This window comes from Streptomyces sp. AA4, assembly GCF_000158875.1.
GTDB lineage: Bacteria > Actinomycetota > Actinomycetes > Mycobacteriales > Pseudonocardiaceae > Amycolatopsis.
The window spans coordinates 1,255,851-1,276,980 of sequence record NZ_GG657746.1; the positions used below are offsets into that span (position 1 = coordinate 1,255,851).

Consider the following 21,130-nt stretch of genomic DNA (forward strand, 5'->3'; position numbering starts at 1 on the left):
CTCGACAATCACTCGATCGGGTAGCCGGGTCCGATTCACCTGTTTGCCGAAGCTCCTTTTCGGACATTGCCGGTGCTGTTGTCCGGCTGACAACCCGGGGTGCGTCACGGTGGGTCTGCTGCCGTAACCCGGTCGAGTGCGCGCGACCGGTATCCGCGCCGTTTTCCCTTGTCGAGCAAGAGCAATCGGGGGAATGCGTGCCCGTCCCGCTGCTCCGATCCGGCGAACCGCGCGGGCGGCGGGCGGCCACCCGGCTGAATCGCGGGTTTCGCCGTTGTCGGTTCCGGAATCGGCTGGATAGCGTCAGCCAGCGTATTTAGCCGCGCGAAAGACATCTCAGGTTGTTAGAAGTCAAGCCGTGTGGGCTGGAGGAGGTGGGAAGGCTTGGTGTTCGTCGTAGAGGCGGTCCGTCTGCAGGCAGTGGTGGAGTTGTCCGAGGAATTTGTTGAACAGGTGGCGTTGGGCTTGGTGGTTCCAGTCTCCGGCGGCGCGGCGGGTGTCGAAGTGGCGTCGTGCGCCGGGGCTGGCTCGCAGCGAGGCGAGCGCCCAGACGGGTCCGACTGCGGCGAGGCGGCGGTTTTTGATGTGGCGGTGCGAGACCACGGTTTTTCGGCCGCTGGCGCGGGTGATCGGTGCGGATCCGGCGTAGGCCTTCAGTCCGCGGGGATCGGTGAAGCGGGTGCGGTCGTCTCCGATTTCGGCGAGCACCCGGGCGCCGGCCAGCAGTCCGAGGCCGGGGAAGCTGGTGATGATCGTGGCGTCCGGGTGCTGTTCAAAATGTGTCCGTGCCGCCTCCGCCAGACTGTCGGAGGCGGCGCAGGCGGCCTCGAATTGGCTCAGCAGAGCCGAAAACTGGATGCCCATCGCGTTCTCCACGATCGGCGGTTGCCGCAGCCGCTCGGACCGGAACACGCCGTGGAGGCGGTCGACGTCGGCATCGACGTTGCGGCGGCGTCCGGCCTTGGTCAGCAGTGTCCGCAGCCGGGCGCGGGTCAGTGTCGCTGCGAGCGCGGGTGTCGGGGCGGCGGCGAGGACGGTGCGGGCGTCGCGGCGGGCCAGGCCGCCCTCGGGCTGTCCGGCGAACGCTTCCAGCGCCGCGGGGTAGAACTCCTTGAGCAGCGACCGGAGCTGGTTGCCCAGCTGCTGGCGGGCCCAGACCGCGTCCTGTTGCGCTCGTGCCAGCACCCGCACCGCTTGGGCCAGTTCGGTGTCGGCCGGCAGCGGTCGGTGCGCGGCCGCGTCGGTGCGCACGATGTTGGCCAGCAGCGCGGCGTCCGCGGCGTCGGACTTCGCGCCCGACACCTGGTGCCGGGCCCGGTAGCGCGATGCCGAGAGGGGGTTGATCGCGTAAATGGTGCGGCCGGTGGAGCGCAGCGCGGCGACGAGCAGCCCGTGGTCGGTTTCGATGCCGACCGGGATCTGCGCGTCGGCGGTGTCTCCGGCCTCGGCGAGCAGGTCGAGCAGCCGGGCGAACCCGGTGGCGTCGTCGCCGATGCGGGCTTTGGCGATCACGGTTGCGGTGTCGTCGATGATGGCGACGTCGTGGTGGGATTCGGCCCAGTCGATGCCGCAGAACAGTGTCAAACCGTCACGTTTCCTTTCCTGTTGCTGCTGCTCACGGGTCCAGGCGGGGTCACGCAGCGCCCTAATCGCGGGACTCGGCGGTCCGTCATCTCAGTAGCCGTTCGTGACTCCAGCACACCGCAGGGTCCTCGTTCTGTCGAAGAGCTCGAAGCTCGGGAACACATCGAGAGGTCACCTCCTGCGGCGGACTCGGGCCACGACATCCCACCACCACGATCACCAGTCCACCGGCGGACGCGCCGTTCTTTCACAAGTCGTCGAACGACGGGAACCCACAGGCGTCGCCCGCCGGCGGACCAGCACCAACCGACCCGGTCACGAGCCGGAAGAACTATCCCTACTACCGATTAGGAACCGGATGAACGTCTACGTGACCGGGGTGTTCTGGGTCGTCGGCGGGGCGATCGTCGCCGCGGTGATCGGCTATCTCGTGCGGCGCTTCGGCTGGGACGAGGGCCGCCGCGACAACAACGACGCCGCGGGCCAGGTGTTCACCATCGTCGGCGGGCTGCACGCGGTGCTGGTCGCGTTCGTGCTGATCTCGCTCTTCGACGCCGTCACGGCCACGCGCGAGGGTTCCTACACCGAGGCCGAGGGCCTGGTCGCCGCCACCTGGTCGGCGCAGGCGCTGCCCGGCGACACCGGCGAGCAGGTGCGGCGCCTGGCCATCGCGTACGCGACGACGGTCTCCAAGCAGGAGTGGCCCCGGCTCGTCGACGACGGCCCGGTCCCCGACACCGGCTGGACCCAGCTCGACCAGATGCGCCGCGTGGTCGCCAACGCGCAGGCCAGCGACGACTGGACGAACGACCGGAAGAAGGACGCCGCCGCCCAGCTCTGGCAGGTCTACCAGGCCCGCCAGACCCGGCTCACCGGCGCGGAAACCGACGGCGTCGGCGCGGTCATGTGGTTCGCGCTCGTCCTCGGCAGCGTCATCTCGATCCTGCTGCCGAACCTCTTCGGCGGCACGCGGATGGCGGCGCACCTGGTGATCGTGTCGACGCTGGCCGGCACGATCGTCCTGCTGCTGTATGCGATCTATCAGCTGCAGAACCCTTATGCCGGCGGCGCGAACGTGCATCCGGACGCGTTCACCACGGCGATCTCGCGGCTCGGCTGACCGGTGCGAGGTTCCCGGTACCTGACTGTGGTGGCCGCCGCGGCCGCGGTCGCCGGGCTGCTCGTCGCGTCCGGCTGGCTGGCTCCGGCGCGGCCGCGCGCGGCCGCGCCGTCCTGCCGGGTGCTGCAGGTCGAAAGCCGCGACGGGTGGTCGTCCGACATCGTGCGGTTGACGTTGCCCTCTGGCGCGCGGCATCTGTTGCACCACAGTCCTTTCGCGCTGAACGCCATCGCGTACTCGGCGGCGCAGGACGTGACCTACGGCGTCGCCGACGGACGCTTTCACGACGGCTGGCACGCGGTGCGGATCGACTCCGACGGCGAGCTGACCGACCTCGGCGCGGTCGGCCGCGACACCCACCACGGCGAGTGGAGCTGGGTGACCGGCGCGACGGCCGGGGCGATGTCCGGCAATTCCTGGTACGTGAAGCGCGCGACCAGTCTGTACACAGTGGACGTTGATCCGCGCAGTTCCGGCTATCTCACCGCGACTGGACCGGTGTTGCTGCACCCGTGGTGGCTCGCCTCGGGGATCGACGATTTCGCGTACAACCCGGAAGACGGTCTGCTGTACGGGGTTTCGTCCACCGGCGAGGGCGCGGTGGTCACGGTGAACCCGGTGACGGGGAAGGTCGCGAAGGTGCCGGGCGAGCGATTCCCGGAGGCTGTTTACGGTTCGGTCGTGTTCGGGCCGGAGCACAAGCTTTACGCGACGGCGAACTGGATCGACGGGCGGAGCGTCACGTATCGGCTGGACGGCGGGTCTCCGGTCGAGGTGAGCACCGGACCGCCGCTGGTGCTGTCCGACGGCGCCGGGTGCTTGGCCGAACCCCCGCCGCCGCCACCACCACCACCACCGCCACCCCCGCCGCCGTCGTCCTCGACCCCGCCGACCACCTCGTCGACGACTCCGTCTTCTCCCGCGCCGTCGACCTCGGCGAGCCCCACGCCGTCGTCAACCCCGGCACCTCAGCCGACGCCCCCGACGACGCCGAATCCAGCAACCCCGACCCCCACGCCGTCCCCGCAACCGCCGGACGCGATCATCCAGCCCATCCCAAGGCCCCAACCCCCGGCGCCGTCGCGCGCCGCCCCGGTGAAGGCCATCAAGAAACCGCCCGAGAAACGCGCGGCGAAAGCACACGACAACGTCAAGAAGCAGCGACGTTGGGGCGTGGCCGCGGTCCTGCTGATCGTCGGAGGAGGTGCAGTAGCGGCTCGTGCACGGCGCGCTCGTTAACGCGGCGGTCGTCTCGATGACCGACGTTGTCCAACTCGGCCGTCGAGACTCCCTCCGGCGTCGAAAAGACGTCAGAGGAGGAGAAAGCCGATGAAACGCGTGAAGATCGGGCTGGTCGCCGGGGCGCTGGTGCTGCCGCTGGCCGCTGCGGGCCCGGCCGAGGCCAAGGGGCACCCGGGCGACCATTACCGGGTGCGGGCCGGGCAAACGCTGCAGGTACGCGGCGACGCGCAGCGCGACGGCGCGGTAGTGCGGCACACCGATCCGGGACACGGCGCGCTGACCATCGGCCCGGACGGCTCGTTCCGCTACACGCCCGCCGCCGGGTTCACCGGGCGCGACACGTTCACTTACACCGTGAGCGACGCCGTCCGGCTGTACCCGACGGACTTGCCGCCACTCGGCACCGTCGGCGGCGTCAAGATCACCGGCGGCGGATACGGGTCCGCGCTCACTCCGGTGCCGGGCGAGCGCGACGAGTTCTACGGGCTCACCGACCGCGGCCCGAACGTCGACGGTCCGGACGGGTCCAAAGTGGAACCGCTCCCGTCGTTCACGCCCGCCATCGGCAAATTCCGGCTCAAGGGCGGGAAAGCCGTGCTGGAGCGGACCATTCCGCTGCGCGCGGCCGACGGTTCGCCGTACAACGGCCAGGTCAACACGTTGGCGAACACCGGCGAGACCATCGTGGACCTCGCCGGGAAGAAACTGCCCGCGTCGCCGAACGGCTACGACTCCGAGGGCTTGGTCGCCCCACGCGACGGGACGTTCTGGGTTTCGGACGAGTACGGCCCGTTCATCACGCACTTCCGCGCGGACGGCCGCGCGATCGAGCGGCTCTCGCCGTTCGACGGTTCGCTGCCGCAGGAGCTGAAGAACCGCGTGCCGAACAAGGGCATGGAGGGCCTCGCGCTCACGCCGGACGGCCGGACGCTCGTCGGCATCATGCAGTCCGCGCTGCAGCAGCCGGACCTCACGAAGAAGCCCAGCAAGGTACCCGCGCTGCGGATCGTCACTGTCGACCTGAAGACCCGCGCCACGCACGAGTACGCCTACCTGCTCGACAACCCCGACGAGACCGGCACCGCGGTCTCCGAGATCACCGCGCTCTCGTCGACCCGGTTCCTCGTGGACGAGCGCGACGGCAAGGCCGAACCCGGCGCGTACAAGAAGCTGTTCGAGATCGACCTGAGCAAGGCGACCGACCTCGGACCGGCGGCGAAGGTGCCCGGCGCGACGTACGACGCGGCCAAAGGCGGGCTTCTCGTGGACGGCGGCAAGAGCATCGAGGCGTACGTCGGCAAGGCCACCACCGCGGAGGCTGCGGACGCGTTGGCGAAGGTCGGGATGACGCCAGTGGCGAAGAAGCTGTTCCTCGACGTCGGCGGCCTGGTGACCGGGCTTGACCCGAGCGGGGGCTTCTTCGGGCACGACAAGGTCGAAGGCGTCGCGACGACCGACGGCGGCCGCACCGTGGTGATCAGCAACGACAGCGACTTCGGCATCGACGGGGTCGCGAACTCGGCGGCTCCCTACGCCCTGCACGCCAAGACCCAGCCGAACGGCCGGCCGGACGACGGCGAGTACCTGCAGGTGGACCTGGCGAAGCTGCCGGCGCGGACGCGCACGCTGACGGTGACCGTCGACGTGCGCTGACGACCGTCAGTACTTGAACTGATCCACGTTGTTCTGCGTGATCAGCAGGGGATCGCCGAGCAGCACGGTCCGGGTGGCCGCGTCGTAGTGCACCGCGGGAAGTTCCGGGCTCACGTTGTTCTTGGGCCGGAGCGGGGTGCCGGTCGCGAGCTGCTCGGCGGTCCACGCGGTGAGATAGCCGAGGGATTCGACGTTCCACAGCACCGTCATGGAACAGGAACCGTCGACCAGATACGGCTTCATCGTCTGCGGCGTCCCGGTGCCGACCGTGAACACCTGGCCGATCTTCTGCTGATCACGCACCGCTCGCGCGATGCCGGGCGTCGCCGTGGTGCACTGGCCGATCATGCCGGTGAGCTTCGGATGCCGGTTGAGGATCTCCTTCGCCAGCTTCGTGGCGGTGGTGGTGTCCTCGCCGGCGTACACCGTCTCGACCAGCTTCGCTTGCGGATAGCGTTGCGCCGCATACGTTTTCTCGGCTTCGATCCACGAGTTCAGGTTCGCCGCGGCGCGCCCGCACGAGACGATCGCGTACTCGCCGGCGCCGTCGGTCTTCTTCATCAGCGAGTCGACCAGCGCCGAACCGATGCCGTCGGCCGTCGTCTGGTTGACGAAGACCTCGCGCTGCGAATCGGCGGCGTCGGTGTCCGTGGTGAGCACGTGGATGCCCTTCTCCCGCGCCTCCGCGATCGTCGGGGCCAGCTCCGCCGGATCGTTCGGGGCGACCGCGATGACGTCCACGCGTTCGGCGATGAGCTGCCGCAGGATCGCCGTCTGCGCGGCCGGGTCGAGCGACGCCGGGGCGTGCAGCGACCACTTCGCCCCGAGCCGCCGGGAGGCCAGCATGCCGCCGGCGTTCATCGCGTCGAAGTACGGGATGCCGCCGATTTTCGGCACGAAGGCGATTTTCGCCGGCTCCGGAGCCGAGTCGGACAGGACCGGCGAGCAACTGGCCGCCACCGCCGCCGCGGTCGCCACGAGCGCCGCACCCAGCACGAGCGTTTTGGTCCGCCCTCGCATCCCCCACCGTTCCCCGGCTTTGTCACCTGGCAGCCGAAGGTAGGGCCAGTGGCGGCAGGGGGTCAACCGAACGCGACCAAACGGTTACGCAAGAGAGTTCGACCGCCGGACGGCGCAGCGTGCTCCTCGCCCACTGGGCACGTTTCGTCCGGGAAGCTCGGTCGTCCAATTCGGACACTCCGGCCTCCGGCGGTGCCGGGCGACGGTCATCACATCGGGCGATCTTGCCCTCCAGATACCCTAAGGGGGTATAGTTGCCAGCATGAACGAACACCAGCACGGAGCGTCTTGGTCCACCGCCGCCCAGGCGACGCTGCACTGCCTCACCGGCTGTGCCATCGGCGAAGTGCTCGGCATGGTTCTCGGCACCGCGTTCGGCCTGCACAACGCGGCCACTGTGGTGCTGTCCATCGTGCTGGCGTTCGTCTTCGGCTACGCCCTCACCATGCGCGGCGTGCTCAAGTCGGGCCTCGCGCTCGGCGCCGCCTTCAAGGTCGCGCTCGCCGCGGACACGGTGTCGATCGCGGTCATGGAGGTCATCGACAACACGGTCGTCGAGGCGATCCCGGGTGCGATGGACGCGGGCCTGTCGAGCGGATTGTTCTGGCTGTCGCTGGCGTTGTCGCTCGCGATCGCCTTCGTGGTGACGGTTCCGGTCAACAAGTGGATGATCGGCCGCGGTCGTGGGCACGCGGTCGTGCATGCCCACCACCAGCACTGAGGTTCAGCAGGACGGCACGGCGGTGTCGGCGCGGAGATAGGCCTCGGGCACATAGTGTCCGGGGCTGATCCGGTTCCAGCGCGTGGTTCCGTCCACTGCATCGCCTTGCACGGAACACTCGATCGGCACCTGCGCGGAGTCGGCGGCCAATCCGGCGGGCGGCGCGTCGTTGTTCGCGGACGTGCGCACGACCAGCGGCGCGCCTCCGGTCACCACGCCGGTGGCCGGGGAATCGCCGGTCCACAGGAAAGTGACGTCCACGTAGCTGCTGCCTTTGAGGCCGAGGCCGTCCCAGAACGTGCCGTCGGCCAGGTCGAGGCCGGCTGGATTGCGCACGGTGCGGCCGTGTTCGTCCTTGCCGCCGTTGAAGCCGTCTTGGTACGCCGCTTGTGCTTCCGGTACGCCTTGCGGCAGCGAGGTGAACGTCGCGCGCCGGTCGGCGGGGTTCCAGTAGTCGTCGTGTTCGTTCCACGGTCCGACATCCCACACCGGCGCGTACTCGCAGCGCGTGCCGTCAGTGCGGCAGACCCGGACGGTGAACGTGCCTCTTCCCTTGGACGACACCGTTTTCGTGGACGGGAGCGCGACGAAATGGTCTCGTTCGGTGATCCGGTGCCCGCTCGAGGTGGTGCCGCCGACGAGCCCTTCGCGGGTCGCGTAGAGGCGGTAGGTCAGCGGTCTCTCCAGCACTCTTCTGCCGTGCTTCGGTTTCGCCGAGGCGGGCGCCGGAGTCGACAAAGCGATAACTGCCATCGCGAGAAGCACGTGACCAGCCGCTTTCCTGGTGTTCATCAGCGCATCGTGGCCTGGCGCGCCGGTTTGGCCGCGCAACCGGGCCCGCGCGTCAGGCGGACACGATCCGGTGCGGTCCGGTTTTGCGCGGCCGTTCGTCGGCCGGGGCGTCGGCGGACAGCTCGCGGCGGATGGCCCGCGCGCGTTCGGCGTAGCTGCGGGACCGTTCGGGCTGGCTGAGCGCGGAGTGGAGTTCGCCGAGGAGCTGGGAGGCGTGGGCTTCGGAGCGGCGGTCTCCGTTGCGGCGGTGCACGCTCAGCGAGTTCACCAGCAGCAGCTGCGCGTGCGCGAGATCGCCGCTGTACAGGCACAATTCGCCCAGGTTCTGGTTCGCGTAGCCGACGCAGTGGTCGTCGCCGAGATCGGTGAAGACCGCGATGGCGCGCGTGACGTGTTCGCGGGCCTCGGCGAGGTTGCCCTCGCGCTGGTGCAGAAGCCCGAGCCGTTGCAGCGCATGGGCTTCCCGGTGCCGGTCACCGATTTCGCAGGACAGCTCGAGCGCGTCGGTGTACCACCGGCGCGCGGTCGCGTAGCACTTGCGCGCGACCCAGATCGAGCCGATCGCGATCCGGATGACCGCTTCGCCGTGCGGGTCGCCCGCTTCTCCGAACAGCCGGAGCGCTTCGTGGCAGGGTTCGAGCGCACGGTCGGTTTGGCCTTGCATTCGCAGCACGGTGCCGAGACCGGCGTAGGCCTCGCCGAGTCCTTGCTGGTCGCCGATCTGTTGGTACAGCTCGCGGGCGGCTTCGAAGGCGACCATCGCGTCCGCGTCGTTGTCTTGGTACAGCAGGACTTGGCCGAGGTTGCGCTGGACGACTGCCTCGCCGCGGATCGCGCCCGCCCGGCGGGCGGCTTCCAGGGCGATCAGGTGGGTGGCGTGCCAGTCGTCCTGGTGGCCGCGCAGGTCGAAGTACGGCGTGAGAGCGACGGTGAGCCGCCAGGTCAGGTCGTCGAAACCGTGTTCGGCGGCGAGCCCGACGGCGGCGACGCAGGTGGCGCGTTCGGCGGCGAACCAGGCGGCGGGGTCGGTCAGGAGGCGGTCCGCTTCCGGCGGCAGGGTGAGGTCGGTGTCGTCGTGGTACTGGCCGAAGAAGTGGATCGGCATGCGTTCGGCGGCTTCTACCGCCAGCGCCAGATAACCCTCCAGCACGCGGCCGAGCGCGGCGCGGGTTTCGTCGGGCTCGGCCAGCTCCGCGGCGTAGACGCGCAGGAGATCGTGCAGGCGGTAGCGCGGCTGGCCCGCGACGTCGGTGGCGACCAGTTCCACCAGGTGCGCGTCGACGAGCACGTCGAGGACGTCGTCGGCGGACTGCCGGCCCAGGACGGCGGCGACCGCCCAGGCGGGGAATTGCACCGGTCCCAGCGCACCGAGACGGCGGAAGGCCGCGGCGGCGGACATCGGCAGGAGGTCGTAGCTCAGGGTCACGCTGGCCCGGACGGCCAGGTCTCCGACGCGCAGTTCGTCCAGGCGGCGGTGCTCGTCGTGGAGACGGTCGGCGAGGATGCGCAGCGACCAGGCCGGCCGGTGCGTGAGCTTGGCTCCGGCCACCCGGATCGCCAGCGGCAGATGCCCGCATTGGCGCAGGATCGCCGCGGCGTCCTCGGGTTCGGCGGCGACTCGTTCGTGGCCGACGATGCCTTCCAGCAGCCGCGCGGCTTCCGGTTCGGGCAGGAGGTCGACGTCCACCGGGACGGCTCCGGCCAGGTCGGGCAGCCGGATTCGGCTGGTGACCAGCACCGCGCACGCGCCCGCGCCGGGAAGCAGCGGGCGTACTTGGGCGGCGCTGCCCGCGTCGTCCAGGACGACACACATGCGGCGTCCGGTGAGCTGGGAACGCAGGAGCGCGGCGCGTTCGGCCAGGTCCCGGGGAAGGCCGGAATCGGGGATGCCCAGTGCGCGCAGGAGTTCGGCCAGCACGCTCATCGGCGAGCGCGGGGACGACGACGTTCCGGCCAGGTCCACATGCAACTGTCCGTCCGGGAAAACGGTGCGGACCGCGTGCGCTACCCGTACGGCGATGGAGGATTTGCCGATGCCGGGCGGACCGGACAGGACGACGACCGCGGGGCGTTCCGCTTCGGCGTGGTGGCGGAGTTTCGCGACCAGACGCTCGGTTACTTCGCCGCGGCCGGTGAAATCCGGCAGGTCCAAGGGAAGCTGGCAGATCGGCGGGACTTTGCCGCACGGGACTTCGAGAGTCGTGCGGAGTTCGCGGAGGGCGGCGCCGGGGCTCGCGGACAGTTCGTCGGCGAGGGTTTGCTCGACCAGCTCGTACGCTTCCGCGGCTTCGGTGGTGCGGCCCGCGTCGCGCAACGCCGTGATCAGGTGGTGCCAGAGTTCTTCGCGCAGCGGGTGTTCGGTGACGAGCGCGCGGAGTTCGGCGATGACTTCGTTGTGGCGGCCCAGGGCCAGGCGGGCGCGCAGGCGTTGTTCCTGTACTGCCAGGCGCAGTTCGTCGAGGCGGGCGACGGTCGGGCCCCAGGTGGGATCGTGCGGGAGGCCTTCCAGTACCTCGCCGCGCCAGAGGGAGTGCGCTTGGTCCAGCAGGGCCAGGGCGGCTTCCGGGTCGTCTTGGGATTCCCAGGCTTCTTTGGCGAGTTTCGTGAAGACCAGGTGGTCCAGTTCGTCTTCCGGGACCGTGAGGAGATAACCGGAGGCACGGCTGGTGATGCGGTCGGCCAGGTCGGGGGAGGTCTCCGCGAGGCGTCTGCGGAGGGAGTGGACGTAGGTGCGGATGTTGGCGGCCGCGGAGCGCGGGGCGGTGGTCGGCCAGAGGACTTCGACCAGGGCCTCGGTGGAGACGACGATGTTGGGTTGCAGGGCCAGTGCGGCCAGCAGCAGCCTGGGCTTCGGGCCGCCCAGCGGTACGGCCCTGCCCTCGGCGACGACCTCCAGCGGCCCCAGGATCCGGAAGGTCAGCGAAATCAATTTACCCGCCTTGGCGGCAAGGTCCCCATGGTCGGCATGCTAGGAGCGTTTGGGGCGGTTAGCTAGATCCGGTGGGGGAGGAATACCCCATAAGGGGTGGTGTCGGGCGGGATGTCACTTGGGGTTTGGGCGGGGTTGGGGGTGAATTGTTTTCATGTGCGGGGGCTTGGGGGTCGGCTCGTCGCCCTGGCGGGCGACATTGCCGTCCCTGGTTGCGTGGGGCACCCCGAAGCTTGATTGTGCTGACGGTCTGGGGGTGCTTGTCAAGGCGGGAAAGATGCCTTGACAAGCACCCCCGGACCGCAGGGAGGCTTCGTATCGGGGTTGGGGGAGGGGCTGGGTGCCTCGATCGTCGGGTGCATTGGTGCGGTGGGGTGGTGGGGTGTGTGTGCCGGGGTGGCAGATGGGTGAGGTTCTGGTGTCGGTGATCGGGATTGTGCGACCTTCGTAGGTGGTGTTGAGGGGCGTCTAGTGCTGTGAGGGGGGTTTGGGAAAACGGGCGTTCTTCCGATTTCTGGACATTCCGCTGTGGACAGTGCGGATGAAACGGACTTTGGTCGCAGTTGTCCCTTGTGTCGCGGTGAGGGGAGCAGATAACGGTTCCGCACGGGAAAGCCGGACGCTTCCCTGGCGGGCGGGGGCAGTCCTAATCTCTTTCCGGCGGCAGGCGGGGTCGAAGCCGCGCAACACGAGGGAGTTGCTGTGCGTAGAAGCGTCACCATGTTTCTTTCGCTTGCGGTGGTCGGCGGTTTAGCCGCTTCGCCTGCCGTGGCGTCGGCTCAGGGGCGGGCGGACATTCCGCAATCGCATCCGGTCTGGGCCAATCCTCAGTCCAAGGTGGCCGACACCGCTGGGTCGTCCACTATGGACTTTCGGGTTTACTTGAACCTCAAGGACCAGGGCGCGGCCGAGGCCGCCGCGCAGTCGGTGTCCGATCCGAACAGCCGGAATTACCGGCATTATCTGTCGCCGGATCAGGTGCGGGACCAGTTCGCGGCTACCGACCAGACCGTGTCCGCGGTCAAGAACTGGCTGTCCGCAAGCGGATTCAGCATCGGCGAGGTGCCGTCCAACCGGGCGTACGTCGAGGCGACCGGTACCGCCGATCAGGTGCAGCGCGCGTTCGCGGTGACCTTGGGCAAGTACCAGGTCAAGGGACAGACGTTGCGCGCGGCGGACAAGGACCTGTCCGTTCCGGCCTCGCTGGCGAACGACGTGCTCGGCGTGATCGGCGTCGACCAGGCGACGAACCTGTTCAAGCCGGACCACACCGACGGCGCGGACCCGAGCGCGAAGAAGCAGTCGCGCGTGCAGGGCAGCCCGTCGACCGCGCCGCCCAGCAACGGGTTCCGCAATTCCGGGCCGTGCAGTGCTTACTACGGCGAGAAGACCGACACGACCGACCCGGCGTACAACGGCAAGCAGCTTCCGTACGCGCCGTGCGGTTACACGCCCGCGCAGTTGCGTTCGGCGTACGGCCTGGACCAGGTCGCGCAGTTCGGCGCGGACGGTCGCGGCACCACGATCGCCATCGTGGACGCCTTCGCTTCGCCGACGATCTACGCCGACGCCTCGGAGTACGCCAAGCGCAACGACCCGGCGCACCCGCTGACCAAGCAGCAGTTCAAGCAGCACATCTTCCCGTCGAACCCGGTGCTCGAAGGGCCGGACCAGTGCGACGCTTCCGGCTGGTACGGCGAGGAGACCCTGGATGTCGAGGCCGCGCACGGGCTCGCGCCGGGGGCGGACATCCTGTACGTCGGCGGGCAGGACTGTGAAGACCTGTCGCTGGACACCGCGCTGAACTATGTCGTCGCGGGGCACAAGGCCGACATCATCTCCAACTCCTACGGCGACACCGGCGAGGACATCCCGGCCGCCGAGGTCAAGGTGTTCAACCACATCTCGATGCAGGCGGTGCTCGAGGGCATCGGCGTGTACTTCTCCTCCGGCGACAACGGGGACGAGGTCGCCCGCCTCGGCACGCCGTCGCCGGACTTCTCCGCTTCGGCTCCGTGGGTGACCGCGGTCGGCGGCACGTCGCTGGCGGTCGGCAAGGACGGCAAGCGGATCTTCGAAACCGGGTGGGAGACCGGCAAGTCGACGCTGACCAACGGCGTCTACACCCCGGCGTTCCCCGGCGCCTTCAACGGCGGCGCGGGCGGCGGCACGAGCCGGCTGTTCGGCCAGCCCTTCTACCAGAAGGGAATCGTGCCGGACGCGCTGTCCACGAAGAACCAGACCGGCGGCGCGAAGGGCCGCGTGGTCCCGGACATCTCCGCGGTCGCCGACCCCAACACCGGCTTCCTGGTCGGCCAGACGCAGACCTTCCCGGACGGCGTCTACTACGACCAGTACCGGATCGGCGGCACGAGCCTCGCGTCGCCGGTGTTCGCGGGCGTGATGGCGGTGGCCGACAGCCTCGACCACTTCCACCACGGCTTCATCAACCCGGTGCTGTACCAGCTGACGTCGCGCACGTCGGCGATCCACGACGTCCAGCACGTCGACGGCGCGGTGCAGCGCGTGGACTTCGCCAACGGCGTCGACGCCTCGGCGGGGCTGAAGACCTCCGCCCGGGTGCTCGACTACCCGAACCTGACGATCCACACGACCAAGGGCTACGACGACGTGACGGGCCTCGGCTCGCCGAACGGAGTGGCGTTCCTGTTGCTGGTGTGACCGAGGGGTGAAGGAAGGGCCTGCCGGGATCCCCTGGCAGGCCCTTCCTTGCGTGGCGGTCCGTGAAGGGCTCCTTGAGGGAATCAGATTCCCTCAAGGAGCCCTTCACGGCACGCGGACCGGCGGATGCCGCAGCGCGCGGACGGCGGCCGAGCGCAGCGGGGACAGCGCGGTGACAACGAGGACGATCCCGCCGACGAGCACCACCTGCGGGGCGCCGAACGCGGCGCCGAGCGGTCCGGCGAGCAATTCGCCGACCGGAATGCCCGCGTACGAGCCGAAGTCGTCGAACGCGGCCATCCTCGACAGCGAATGGCCCGGGATGTTCTCCTGCATCGTCGTGTCCCAGGCGACGGCCAGCACGCCCGCGCAAAACCCGGCGACGAACGTCGCCCCGGCCAGCAGCACGACCCCCGCGTGCAGGCCGAGCGCGAACAGCGGCAGCGCGGTCAGCGCCGCGCTCGCCAAGCCCACTGGCAGCAGGCGGCGCGGCGCGACGCGGTACATCACCAGCCCGGCCAGCAGCGCGCCCACCGCACGCACGCTCAACACGACGCCCCATCCGGTCGCGCCGATCGTGTCCCGCGCGATGCCCGGCCCGAGCACCAGCCAGCCGCCGGTGAAGACGACGTTGTAGACGGTGAACGCCGTCGCCACCCGCCACAGCCACGGGATGCTCCAGAACTGCCGCCAGCCGGTTCGCACACTGTGCAAGACGCTGTCTTGCACAGTGTGCTTCGCCGGGGGCAGCGTGACGAGCTGGTACAGCAGGGCGGCGAGCACGAACGACACGCCGTCGACGGCGATCGCCCAGCCCCCGCCGACCGTGCCGACCAGCACGCCGGCGGCGGCGGGACCGGCCACCTTCGTGAGGTTCTTGCTGGTGCCCAGCAGCGAGTTCGCCTGGCGCAGCGAGTCCGGCGGGACGATCTGCGGCACGATCCCGCGCAGCGCCGGGGTGGTGAACGCGGTGCAGATCCCGCCGAGGAACTCGGTGACCGCGAGGGCGGCCAGCGAGTAGTTGCCGGTGAGCAGGATGGCCGCGGCGACCAGTTGCGCGGCGCCCGCGCCGAGGTTCGACAGCCGCAGCACGCGGTTGCGCGGGAACCGGTCGCCGACCGCGCCGCCGACGAGCAGGAACGCCAGCAGCGGGACGATCCCGGCGGCGAGCACGACGCCGAGGTCGGTCGGGCCGCGGCTGCTGCCCAGCACGGCGAAGGCCAGGGCGACCGGGGTCATGGCGCTGCCCAGCAGCGAGACCAGCCGTCCGGCGTAGAAAATCGCGAACGCGCGATGGCGCAACGGTGCTTCCCCCATTGCGGCGATCCTGCCGAGATCGGGTCGGGAACGCCACAGAGTATTGGCGCGGCCGGGCGCTCCGGTTCAGACTCACGGGTCAGCCGGGAGAAAGGGCAGGGCATGAGCGGAATCGACGCCGAGGTCTTCGGTGGCCGGATGCCGTCCGGAGCAGGGGATTTCGCGATCGAAACGCACGGAATCACCCCGATCCCGCACGCGAACCGGTTCGGCAGGCCGTGGCGGCTGGCGGGGGTGTGGTTCGCGCCGAACCTCACCATGACCGCCGTCTTCACCGGCACGCTCGGCGCGACGCTCGGGCTCGGGTTCACCACCGGGTTCGTCATCGCGCTGATCGGCACCGTGGTCGGTTCGCTGCCGGTCGCGTGGCTGTCCACCTGGGGTCCGCGCACCGGAACCGGCCAGCTGCCGCTCGCACGGCTTCCGTTCGGCCGCGGCGTCGTGCTGCCCGGCCTGGTGCAATGGCTCGGTTCGATCGCGTGGGACGCGCTGGTCGGGTTGTTCGGCGGCGAAGCGCTGGCCCAGCTCACCGGGCTGCCGTTCTGGGCCGCGGTGCTCGTGGTGCTGGTGCTGCAGTGCACGCTCGGCGTATTCGGTTACGCGGTGATCCACCGGGTCCAGGCCGTGATGAGCGTGGTGCTGGTTGTCGCATTTGTCGCGCTCGCGGTAAAGGTGGTGCTTGACCACCCGATCACCTTCGCCGATTCCGCGACCGGCGGCGATTTCGCCGGTGCCGTCGTGCTGTTTTCCACCATTACGCTCAGCCTCGCTATTTCGTGGGCTCCTTACGCCTCGGATTTCAGCCGCTACTTGCCCGCTTCGACGCGGCCGAGCGGCGTCTTCTGGTTCACGCTGCTGGGCCTGACGGCGTCGTACGCGCTCGGCGAGGGCATTGGTCTCGCACTCGGCACGGCGTTGGGCGACCAGACCGCCGCCGGAGTGTCGACGCTGCTCGGCGGTGGTGTGCTGGGTGCGGTGGCGTTGCTGGTGATCGCGCTGGCCGCGGTGTCGTCCAACGCGATGAACGACTACAGCGGTTCGCTCGCGCTGCAGACTGTCGGCGTGCGGGTGCGTCGTCCGGTGTCGGCGGTGGTCGTGACGGTGCTGGCGTTCGCGTTGATTCTCTGGATGCACAGCGGCGACCTGGCTGCGAAGTTCCAGAACGTGCTGCTGGTGGTGAGTTACTGGATCCCGCCGTTCCTTGGTGTCGTCGTGCCGGATTGGCTGCGCCGCACGCGTCGCGGCCGCGAAGTCGACGTGTTGGCTGAGCTGCGCCGTCCGGTGCGCAGCTGGGCCGCGATCGTGGCGTTCGTGGTCGGCTTCGCGGCGGCGGTGCCGTTCATGAACACGACTGTCTACACGGGACCGGTCGCCGCGGCGCTGCACGGAGCGGATCTGGCCTACTACGCCGGGTTCGTGGTTTCGCTGGTGGCGTACACGGTGCTGCGCGGCCGCCGGCCGGTTGACCTCCAGTAAGGTAGAGGTCGCACGCTGGCAGGTGCCTACTTCTGGAGGGACCATGCCAGTCGCTGTTGTCACCGGCGCTTCCGCCGGTCTGGGCCGGGCGCTCGCCTCGGCTCTCGTCCGTCGCGAATGGACAGTGCTGGGCACCGGACGCGACCCGGGCACGCTGCGCGCCGCCGCGGCCGACGCCGGGTTCACCCCGGTGCCCGGCGACGTCACCGACCCCGCGCACCGCGCCCAGCTGGCCGAAGCCGCCGGACCCCGGCTCGACCTGCTCGTCAACAACGCCAGCACGCTCGGCGTCAGCCCGCTGCCGCCGCTGGCCGAGTATCCGCCGGACGAGCTGGAAACTGTCTTCCGCACCAACGTTTTCGCGCCGCTCGCGCTCGCCCGGCTGCTGTTGCCCGCGCTCGCCGCGGCCAAGGGAGTGCTGATCAACATCAGCTCCGACGCCGCCGTGGAGGCGTACGAGGGTTGGGGCGGCTACGGTTCGGCGAAGGCCGCGCTGGACCACGTGAGCGCGGTGCTGGGCGTGGAAAATCCGGACATTGCGGTGTACGCCGTCGATCCCGGCGATCTGCGCACGGCCATGCACCAGGCCGCTTTCCCGGGCGAGGACATTTCGGACCGGCCGCTGCCGGAGACCGCGGTACCGGCTTTCCTGCGGCTGCTGGAGGAACGTCCGCCGAGCGGCCGGTTCAAGGCGGCGGACCTGCAGGTGCAGTCATGACCGCTCCACGCACCCGGTTCGACCTCGCCGAGGACCGCAGCGCGTCCGCGCCGCCCGAAGCGCGCGGGCTCGCCCGGGACGAGGTGCGGCTGCTCGCGGCCGGTCCGAACGGCGTGCAGCACGCCGTTTTTCGTGACCTGGCTGCATTTTTGCAGCCTGGCGACCTGCTGGTAGTCAACACTTCCGGCACGCTCCCGGCCGCCGTCGATGCGGTCCGGGACGACCACGTCGTCACCGTCCACTTTTCCACGGAACTCGACGACGGAACCTGGGTCGTGGAACTCCGCACCCCCGGCGGTCCGCTCCTCGACGGCCGCGCGGGGGAGCGGCTCAACCTGCCCGCCGGAGCCGTCGTCACGTTGTGCGAGCCGCACGTCGCTGGTGCACAACGGTTGTGGCGCGCGAAGATCGAAGTGGAAGGCAAGCTCCCGCAGTATCTCGCGAAGGTCGGTCGGCCGATTCGCTACGGCTATGTCCCGCGCGCGTGGCCGTTGCCGAATTACCAGACTGTGTTCGCGCTCGATCCGGGTTCGGCGGAGATGCCGAGCGCGGCCCGGCCGTTTACCGCGGAGTTGGTCACTCAGCTCGTCTCGCGGGGCGTGTTGTTCGCGCCGATCTTGTTGCACACCGGCGTCTCGTCGCCGGAAGCCGGGGAACCGCCGTACGGCGAGCGATTTCGCGTTCCGGCGACGACTGCCGCGTTGGTCAATTGGGTGCGCGACCAGGGTGGACGCGTAATCGCAGTCGGGACGACCGCGGTGCGCGCGATTGAATCGGCCGCTAATCCCGGCGGACTCGTCACCGCGGCGGCGGGCTGGACCGAACTCGTGCTCGGCCCGGACCGGCCCGCCCGCGCGGTCGACGGGCTGATCACCGGACTGCACGCGCCCGAGGCGTCCCACCTGCTGCTTCTCGAAGCCGTCGTGGGTGCGGAGCTGGTGCAGCGGGCTTACGACGCGGCGGTGCGCCGGGAGTATCTGTGGCACGAGTTCGGCGACGTCTCGCTCCTGACAAGCAGGTGAGGCCCGCGCCTGTCAAGTAATCCCACACAATTTCCCGGGATGCGGATGCATATGCAGTCTCGCGGGTGAACGTGTCATTCTCGCCCCGTTCCGCTGACCGCGAAAGGGCCATTTGTGCGTACATTTCCGCGAACCCGATTGCTCGCTTCCGCACTCGCCGCGCTGACGGCGCTCGGGGCGCTCGCCGGGTGTTCCCGCGCGGACCGCACCGAGGCCGCGACCAACCAGGGCGCCGCCGGGGAGGTGCGCGTCGGCTTCTTCCCGAACGTAACGCACACGCCCGCGCTGATCGGGGTCAAGAAGAACTTCTTCGCGCAGAACCTCGGCGGCACCAAGCTCACGACCCAGACGTTCAACGCCGGTCCGTCCGAAGTGAACGCGCTGCTCGGCGGTTCGCTCGACGTCGCGTTCATCGGCTCCGGGCCGGCGATCAACGCCTTCACCAAGTCCAAGGGCGCGATCCAGCTGGTGTCCGGCGCGGTCACCGGCGGCGCGCAGCTGGTGGTGAAGCCCGGGATCACGTCGGTCGACCAGCTCAAGGGCAAGACGATCGCGACGCCGCAGCTGGCCAACACCCAGGACGTCGCGCTCAAGAAGTTCCTCGCCGAGAAGCACCTGACCGGGCAGGTGAACGTGACCAACCTGGACAACCCGAAGACGCTCGACGCGTTCCGCAAGGGCGAGGTCGACGGCGGCTGGCTGCCCGAGCCGTGGTCGTCGCGGCTGGTGACCGACGCGGGCGCGCAGGTCCTGGTGGACGAGAAGGCGCTGTGGCCGGAAGGCCGGTTCCCGACCACCGTCGCGATCGTGCGCAGCGAATTCCTCAAGCAGCACCCGGACACCGTGCGCGCGCTGCTGAAGGGCGAACTGCAGGCGATCGACTGGGCGAAGAAGAACCCGGCCGAAGCGAAGACCGTGGTCAACGGAGCGCTCAAGGAGCTGTCCGGCAGCTCGCTCAGCCCGGCCGTGCTCGACCGCGCGTTCGCGAACATCGAACTGACCACCGACCCGGTGCCCGCGCAGTTCCCGCAGCTGGCCAAGGACTCGGTGACCGCGGGCGTGGTCGACAAGGTGGTGGACCTCAAGGGGTTCGCCGACTTCGGCCCGCTCAACGAGGTCCTCAAGGCACAGCAGCTGCCCGCCGTCAACGCGCCCGAACTGGCCAAGTGACGTCCCGACCGGAAGGCGATCCGCGATGACCACCACCCTGGCGCGACCAGTGACCGCCGCCGTGCATCTCGACCGCGTCGGCAAGGTGTTCGGCTCCGCCGGCGGCGCGGTGACCGCGCTCGACGGGGTCGACCTGACCGTCGAACCGGGCGAGTTCGTCTGCCTGCTCGGCGCGTCCGGCTGCGGCAAGAGCACGCTGCTGAACCTCGTCGCCGGACTCGACCAGCCGTCCGCCGGCGAAATCACGCTCACCACCTCGCGGCCCGCGGTGATGTTCCAGGAGGCCGCGCTGATGCCGTGGCTGACCGCGTCCCGGAACGTGGAACTGCCGCTGCGGCTCGCCGGCTTCGGCCGGTCCGAGCGCCGGGAAAAGGCTGCTGAGCTGCTGGATCTGGTGCGGTTGAGCGACGCGGCGCGCAAGCGTCCGCACGAGCTGTCCGGCGGCATGCGGCAGCGGGTCGCGCTGGCCCGCGCGCTGGCCGCGACCCACCGCGTCGGCGGCGACGACGGCAACGCGTTGCTGCTCATGGACGAACCGTTCGCGGCGCTCGACGCGATCACGCGCGACGTGCTGCAGAGCGAACTGCTGCGGGTGTGGCGCAGCACCGGTACTTCGGTGCTGTTCGTGACGCACGACGTGCGCGAGGCTGTCCGGCTTGGCCAGCGGGTGGTGCTGCTGTCGTCGCGTCCGGGCCGGGTCGTGCGCGAATGGCACGACGTCCCGTCCGCCGACGCCGAACTGCTGGCCGAGGAGATCACGGCCGATCTGCGAAAGGTGATCAGCACCCATGCCGCAGCCTGACCAGGCGGCCCCCGACCTAGACGAAGCCGTCGGCGCCGGACTGGACCGGCTCGACACCCCCACCGGGGCGCGGCCGACGTCGCTGCGCCGCCGGTTCGTGCGCGGATTCCTGCCGCCGGTCGGCGCGCTCGTGCTGCTCGTGGTCATCTGGCAGCTCCTGTGGGCCGCCGCGTTCTGGCCGGAGACCACGCTGCCCGCGCCGCTGGACGTCTGGGCCGAGTTCTGGGGCACCGTCACCAACGGCTCGGTGTTCGGTTTCATCTGGACCTCCGTGCACCGCGCCGCGCTCGGCTTCGCCGCCGGGGTCGTGCTCGGCACGCCGCTGGGCATCCTGGTGGCGAAGGTCCGCGTGGTGCGCGCCGCGATCGGACCGCTGCTGAGCGGGTTGCAGAGCCTGCCGTCGGTGGCCTGGGTGCCGGCCGCGGTGATCTGGTTCGGCATCAACGACGCGGCGATCTACTTCGTCGTGCTGCTCGGCTCGGTCCCGTCGATCGCGAACGGGCTCGTGTCCGGCATCGACCAGATCCCGCCGATCCTGCCGCGCGTCGGCAAGGTGATGGGCGCCGGCCGCTTCGCCGCGGCCCGGCACATCCTGCTGCCCGCCGCGCTGCCCGGGTTCCTGGCCGGGCTCAAGCAAGGCTGGGCGTTTTCGTGGCGCTCGCTGATGGCCGCGGAACTGATCGCGCGCTCGCCGAGCCTCGGCGTCGGGCTGGGGACGTATTTGAACGACGGGTCCTCGTACAACTCGATGCCGATGGTGATCGCGGCGATTTTCCTGATTTTGTTCGTCGGGGTGGCGATCGAGCTGATCGTGTTCCGTCCGCTGGAGCGGTCGGTGCTGCGCGCGCGGGGCCTGACGACGTCACTCTGAGTACCTGCCCG

The 21,130-nt window shown here is 69.7% G+C and carries 16 protein-coding genes; 11 read left to right on the forward strand and 5 right to left on the reverse strand.

Annotation, left to right across the window (positions count from 1 at the left end; translation table 11 throughout):
• Positions 1 to 351 precede the first annotated feature (351 nt).
• Positions 352 to 1,584, reverse strand: coding sequence for an IS110 family transposase (locus SSMG_RS05955; protein WP_009072274.1), 1,233 nt, complete (start codon positions 1,582 to 1,584; stop codon positions 352 to 354).
• 358 nt (positions 1,585 to 1,942) lie between these two features.
• Here SSMG_RS05955 and SSMG_RS05960 point away from each other — a divergent pair, with 358 nt between their 5' ends.
• The 3 genes from SSMG_RS05960 (at position 1,943) to SSMG_RS05970 (ending at position 5,599) form a co-directional block, all read left to right on the forward strand.
• Positions 1,943 to 2,704 carry a DUF4239 domain-containing protein gene (locus tag SSMG_RS05960; protein WP_009073760.1) on the forward strand — a complete coding sequence of 254 codons (762 nt, stop codon included), beginning with the start codon at positions 1,943 to 1,945 and terminating at the stop codon, positions 2,702 to 2,704.
• A gap of 3 nt (positions 2,705 to 2,707) precedes the next feature.
• Positions 2,708 to 3,943 (forward strand): hypothetical protein, encoded by a 1,236-nt coding sequence (locus SSMG_RS45245; protein ID WP_009073762.1) that lies wholly within the window; start codon positions 2,708 to 2,710, stop codon positions 3,941 to 3,943.
• Positions 3,944 to 4,033: 90 nt separating this feature from the next.
• Positions 4,034 to 5,599, forward strand: a complete 1,566-nt coding sequence (locus tag SSMG_RS05970; RefSeq protein ID WP_037712703.1) for an esterase-like activity of phytase family protein — start codon at positions 4,034 to 4,036, stop codon at positions 5,597 to 5,599.
• A 6-nt stretch (positions 5,600 to 5,605) separates the two neighbouring features.
• Here the strand turns inward: SSMG_RS05970 and SSMG_RS05975 are convergent, their stop codons facing one another.
• Entirely contained in the window at positions 5,606 to 6,619 is a 1,014-nt protein-coding gene (locus tag SSMG_RS05975) for an autoinducer 2 ABC transporter substrate-binding protein (RefSeq protein ID WP_009073766.1), read from the reverse strand.
• Positions 6,620 to 6,881: 262 nt separating this feature from the next.
• On the opposite strand from SSMG_RS05975, the gene SSMG_RS05980 reads away from it, so the two are divergent.
• The gene (locus SSMG_RS05980) at positions 6,882 to 7,340 is read left to right on the forward strand and encodes a DUF4396 domain-containing protein (RefSeq protein ID WP_009073768.1); all 459 of its coding nucleotides are present in this window, start codon (positions 6,882 to 6,884) and stop codon (positions 7,338 to 7,340) included.
• A 3-nt stretch (positions 7,341 to 7,343) separates the two neighbouring features.
• On the opposite strand, the gene SSMG_RS05985 is transcribed toward SSMG_RS05980, so the two are convergent.
• Together SSMG_RS05985 and SSMG_RS05990 are read right to left on the reverse strand one after the other, a co-directional pair.
• On the reverse strand, positions 7,344 to 8,132 hold the full coding sequence (locus tag SSMG_RS05985) for a hypothetical protein (RefSeq protein ID WP_199785815.1): 789 nt from the start codon (positions 8,130 to 8,132) through the stop codon (positions 7,344 to 7,346).
• Between the two features lie 52 nt (positions 8,133 to 8,184).
• A complete protein-coding gene (locus SSMG_RS05990) occupies positions 8,185 to 11,061 on the reverse strand; it encodes a BTAD domain-containing putative transcriptional regulator (RefSeq protein WP_009073777.1) in 2,877 nt (958 codons plus the stop codon).
• Positions 11,062 to 11,781: 720 nt separating this feature from the next.
• Here SSMG_RS05990 and SSMG_RS05995 point away from each other — a divergent pair.
• Positions 11,782 to 13,743, forward strand: a complete 1,962-nt coding sequence (locus tag SSMG_RS05995; protein WP_009073779.1) for a protease pro-enzyme activation domain-containing protein — start codon at positions 11,782 to 11,784, stop codon at positions 13,741 to 13,743.
• A 105-nt stretch (positions 13,744 to 13,848) separates the two neighbouring features.
• Here SSMG_RS05995 and SSMG_RS06000 read toward each other — a convergent pair whose 3' ends face one another.
• Positions 13,849 to 15,060, reverse strand: a complete 1,212-nt coding sequence (locus SSMG_RS06000) for an MFS transporter (RefSeq protein WP_037712709.1) — start codon at positions 15,058 to 15,060, stop codon at positions 13,849 to 13,851.
• A gap of 102 nt (positions 15,061 to 15,162) precedes the next feature.
• Between SSMG_RS06000 and SSMG_RS06005 the strand changes: the two genes are divergently transcribed.
• The 6 genes from SSMG_RS06005 to SSMG_RS06030 all read left to right on the forward strand — a co-directional run bounded on the left by SSMG_RS06005 (position 15,163) and on the right by SSMG_RS06030 (position 21,119).
• On the forward strand, positions 15,163 to 16,536 hold the full coding sequence (locus tag SSMG_RS06005; RefSeq protein ID WP_009073783.1) for a cytosine permease: 1,374 nt from the start codon (positions 15,163 to 15,165) through the stop codon (positions 16,534 to 16,536).
• A gap of 43 nt (positions 16,537 to 16,579) precedes the next feature.
• Positions 16,580 to 17,254 carry an SDR family oxidoreductase gene (locus tag SSMG_RS06010; protein ID WP_037712712.1) on the forward strand — a complete coding sequence of 225 codons (675 nt, stop codon included), beginning with the start codon at positions 16,580 to 16,582 and terminating at the stop codon, positions 17,252 to 17,254.
• Complete coding sequence (locus tag SSMG_RS06015) at positions 17,251 to 18,276, forward strand: S-adenosylmethionine:tRNA ribosyltransferase-isomerase (protein WP_009073787.1); 1,026 nt, start codon at positions 17,251 to 17,253, stop codon at positions 18,274 to 18,276. Before SSMG_RS06010 ends, SSMG_RS06015 begins: the two co-directional genes overlap by 4 nt.
• A gap of 114 nt (positions 18,277 to 18,390) precedes the next feature.
• Positions 18,391 to 19,446, forward strand: a complete 1,056-nt coding sequence (locus SSMG_RS06020; protein ID WP_009073789.1) for an ABC transporter substrate-binding protein — start codon at positions 18,391 to 18,393, stop codon at positions 19,444 to 19,446.
• 25 nt (positions 19,447 to 19,471) lie between these two features.
• Entirely contained in the window at positions 19,472 to 20,248 is a 777-nt protein-coding gene (locus tag SSMG_RS06025) for an ABC transporter ATP-binding protein (RefSeq protein ID WP_009073791.1), read from the forward strand.
• The gene (locus SSMG_RS06030) at positions 20,235 to 21,119 is read left to right on the forward strand and encodes an ABC transporter permease (RefSeq protein ID WP_009073793.1); all 885 of its coding nucleotides are present in this window, start codon (positions 20,235 to 20,237) and stop codon (positions 21,117 to 21,119) included. The genes SSMG_RS06025 and SSMG_RS06030 overlap by 14 nt, the downstream gene beginning before the upstream one ends.
• The last annotated feature ends 11 nt before the right edge of the window (positions 21,120 to 21,130 follow it).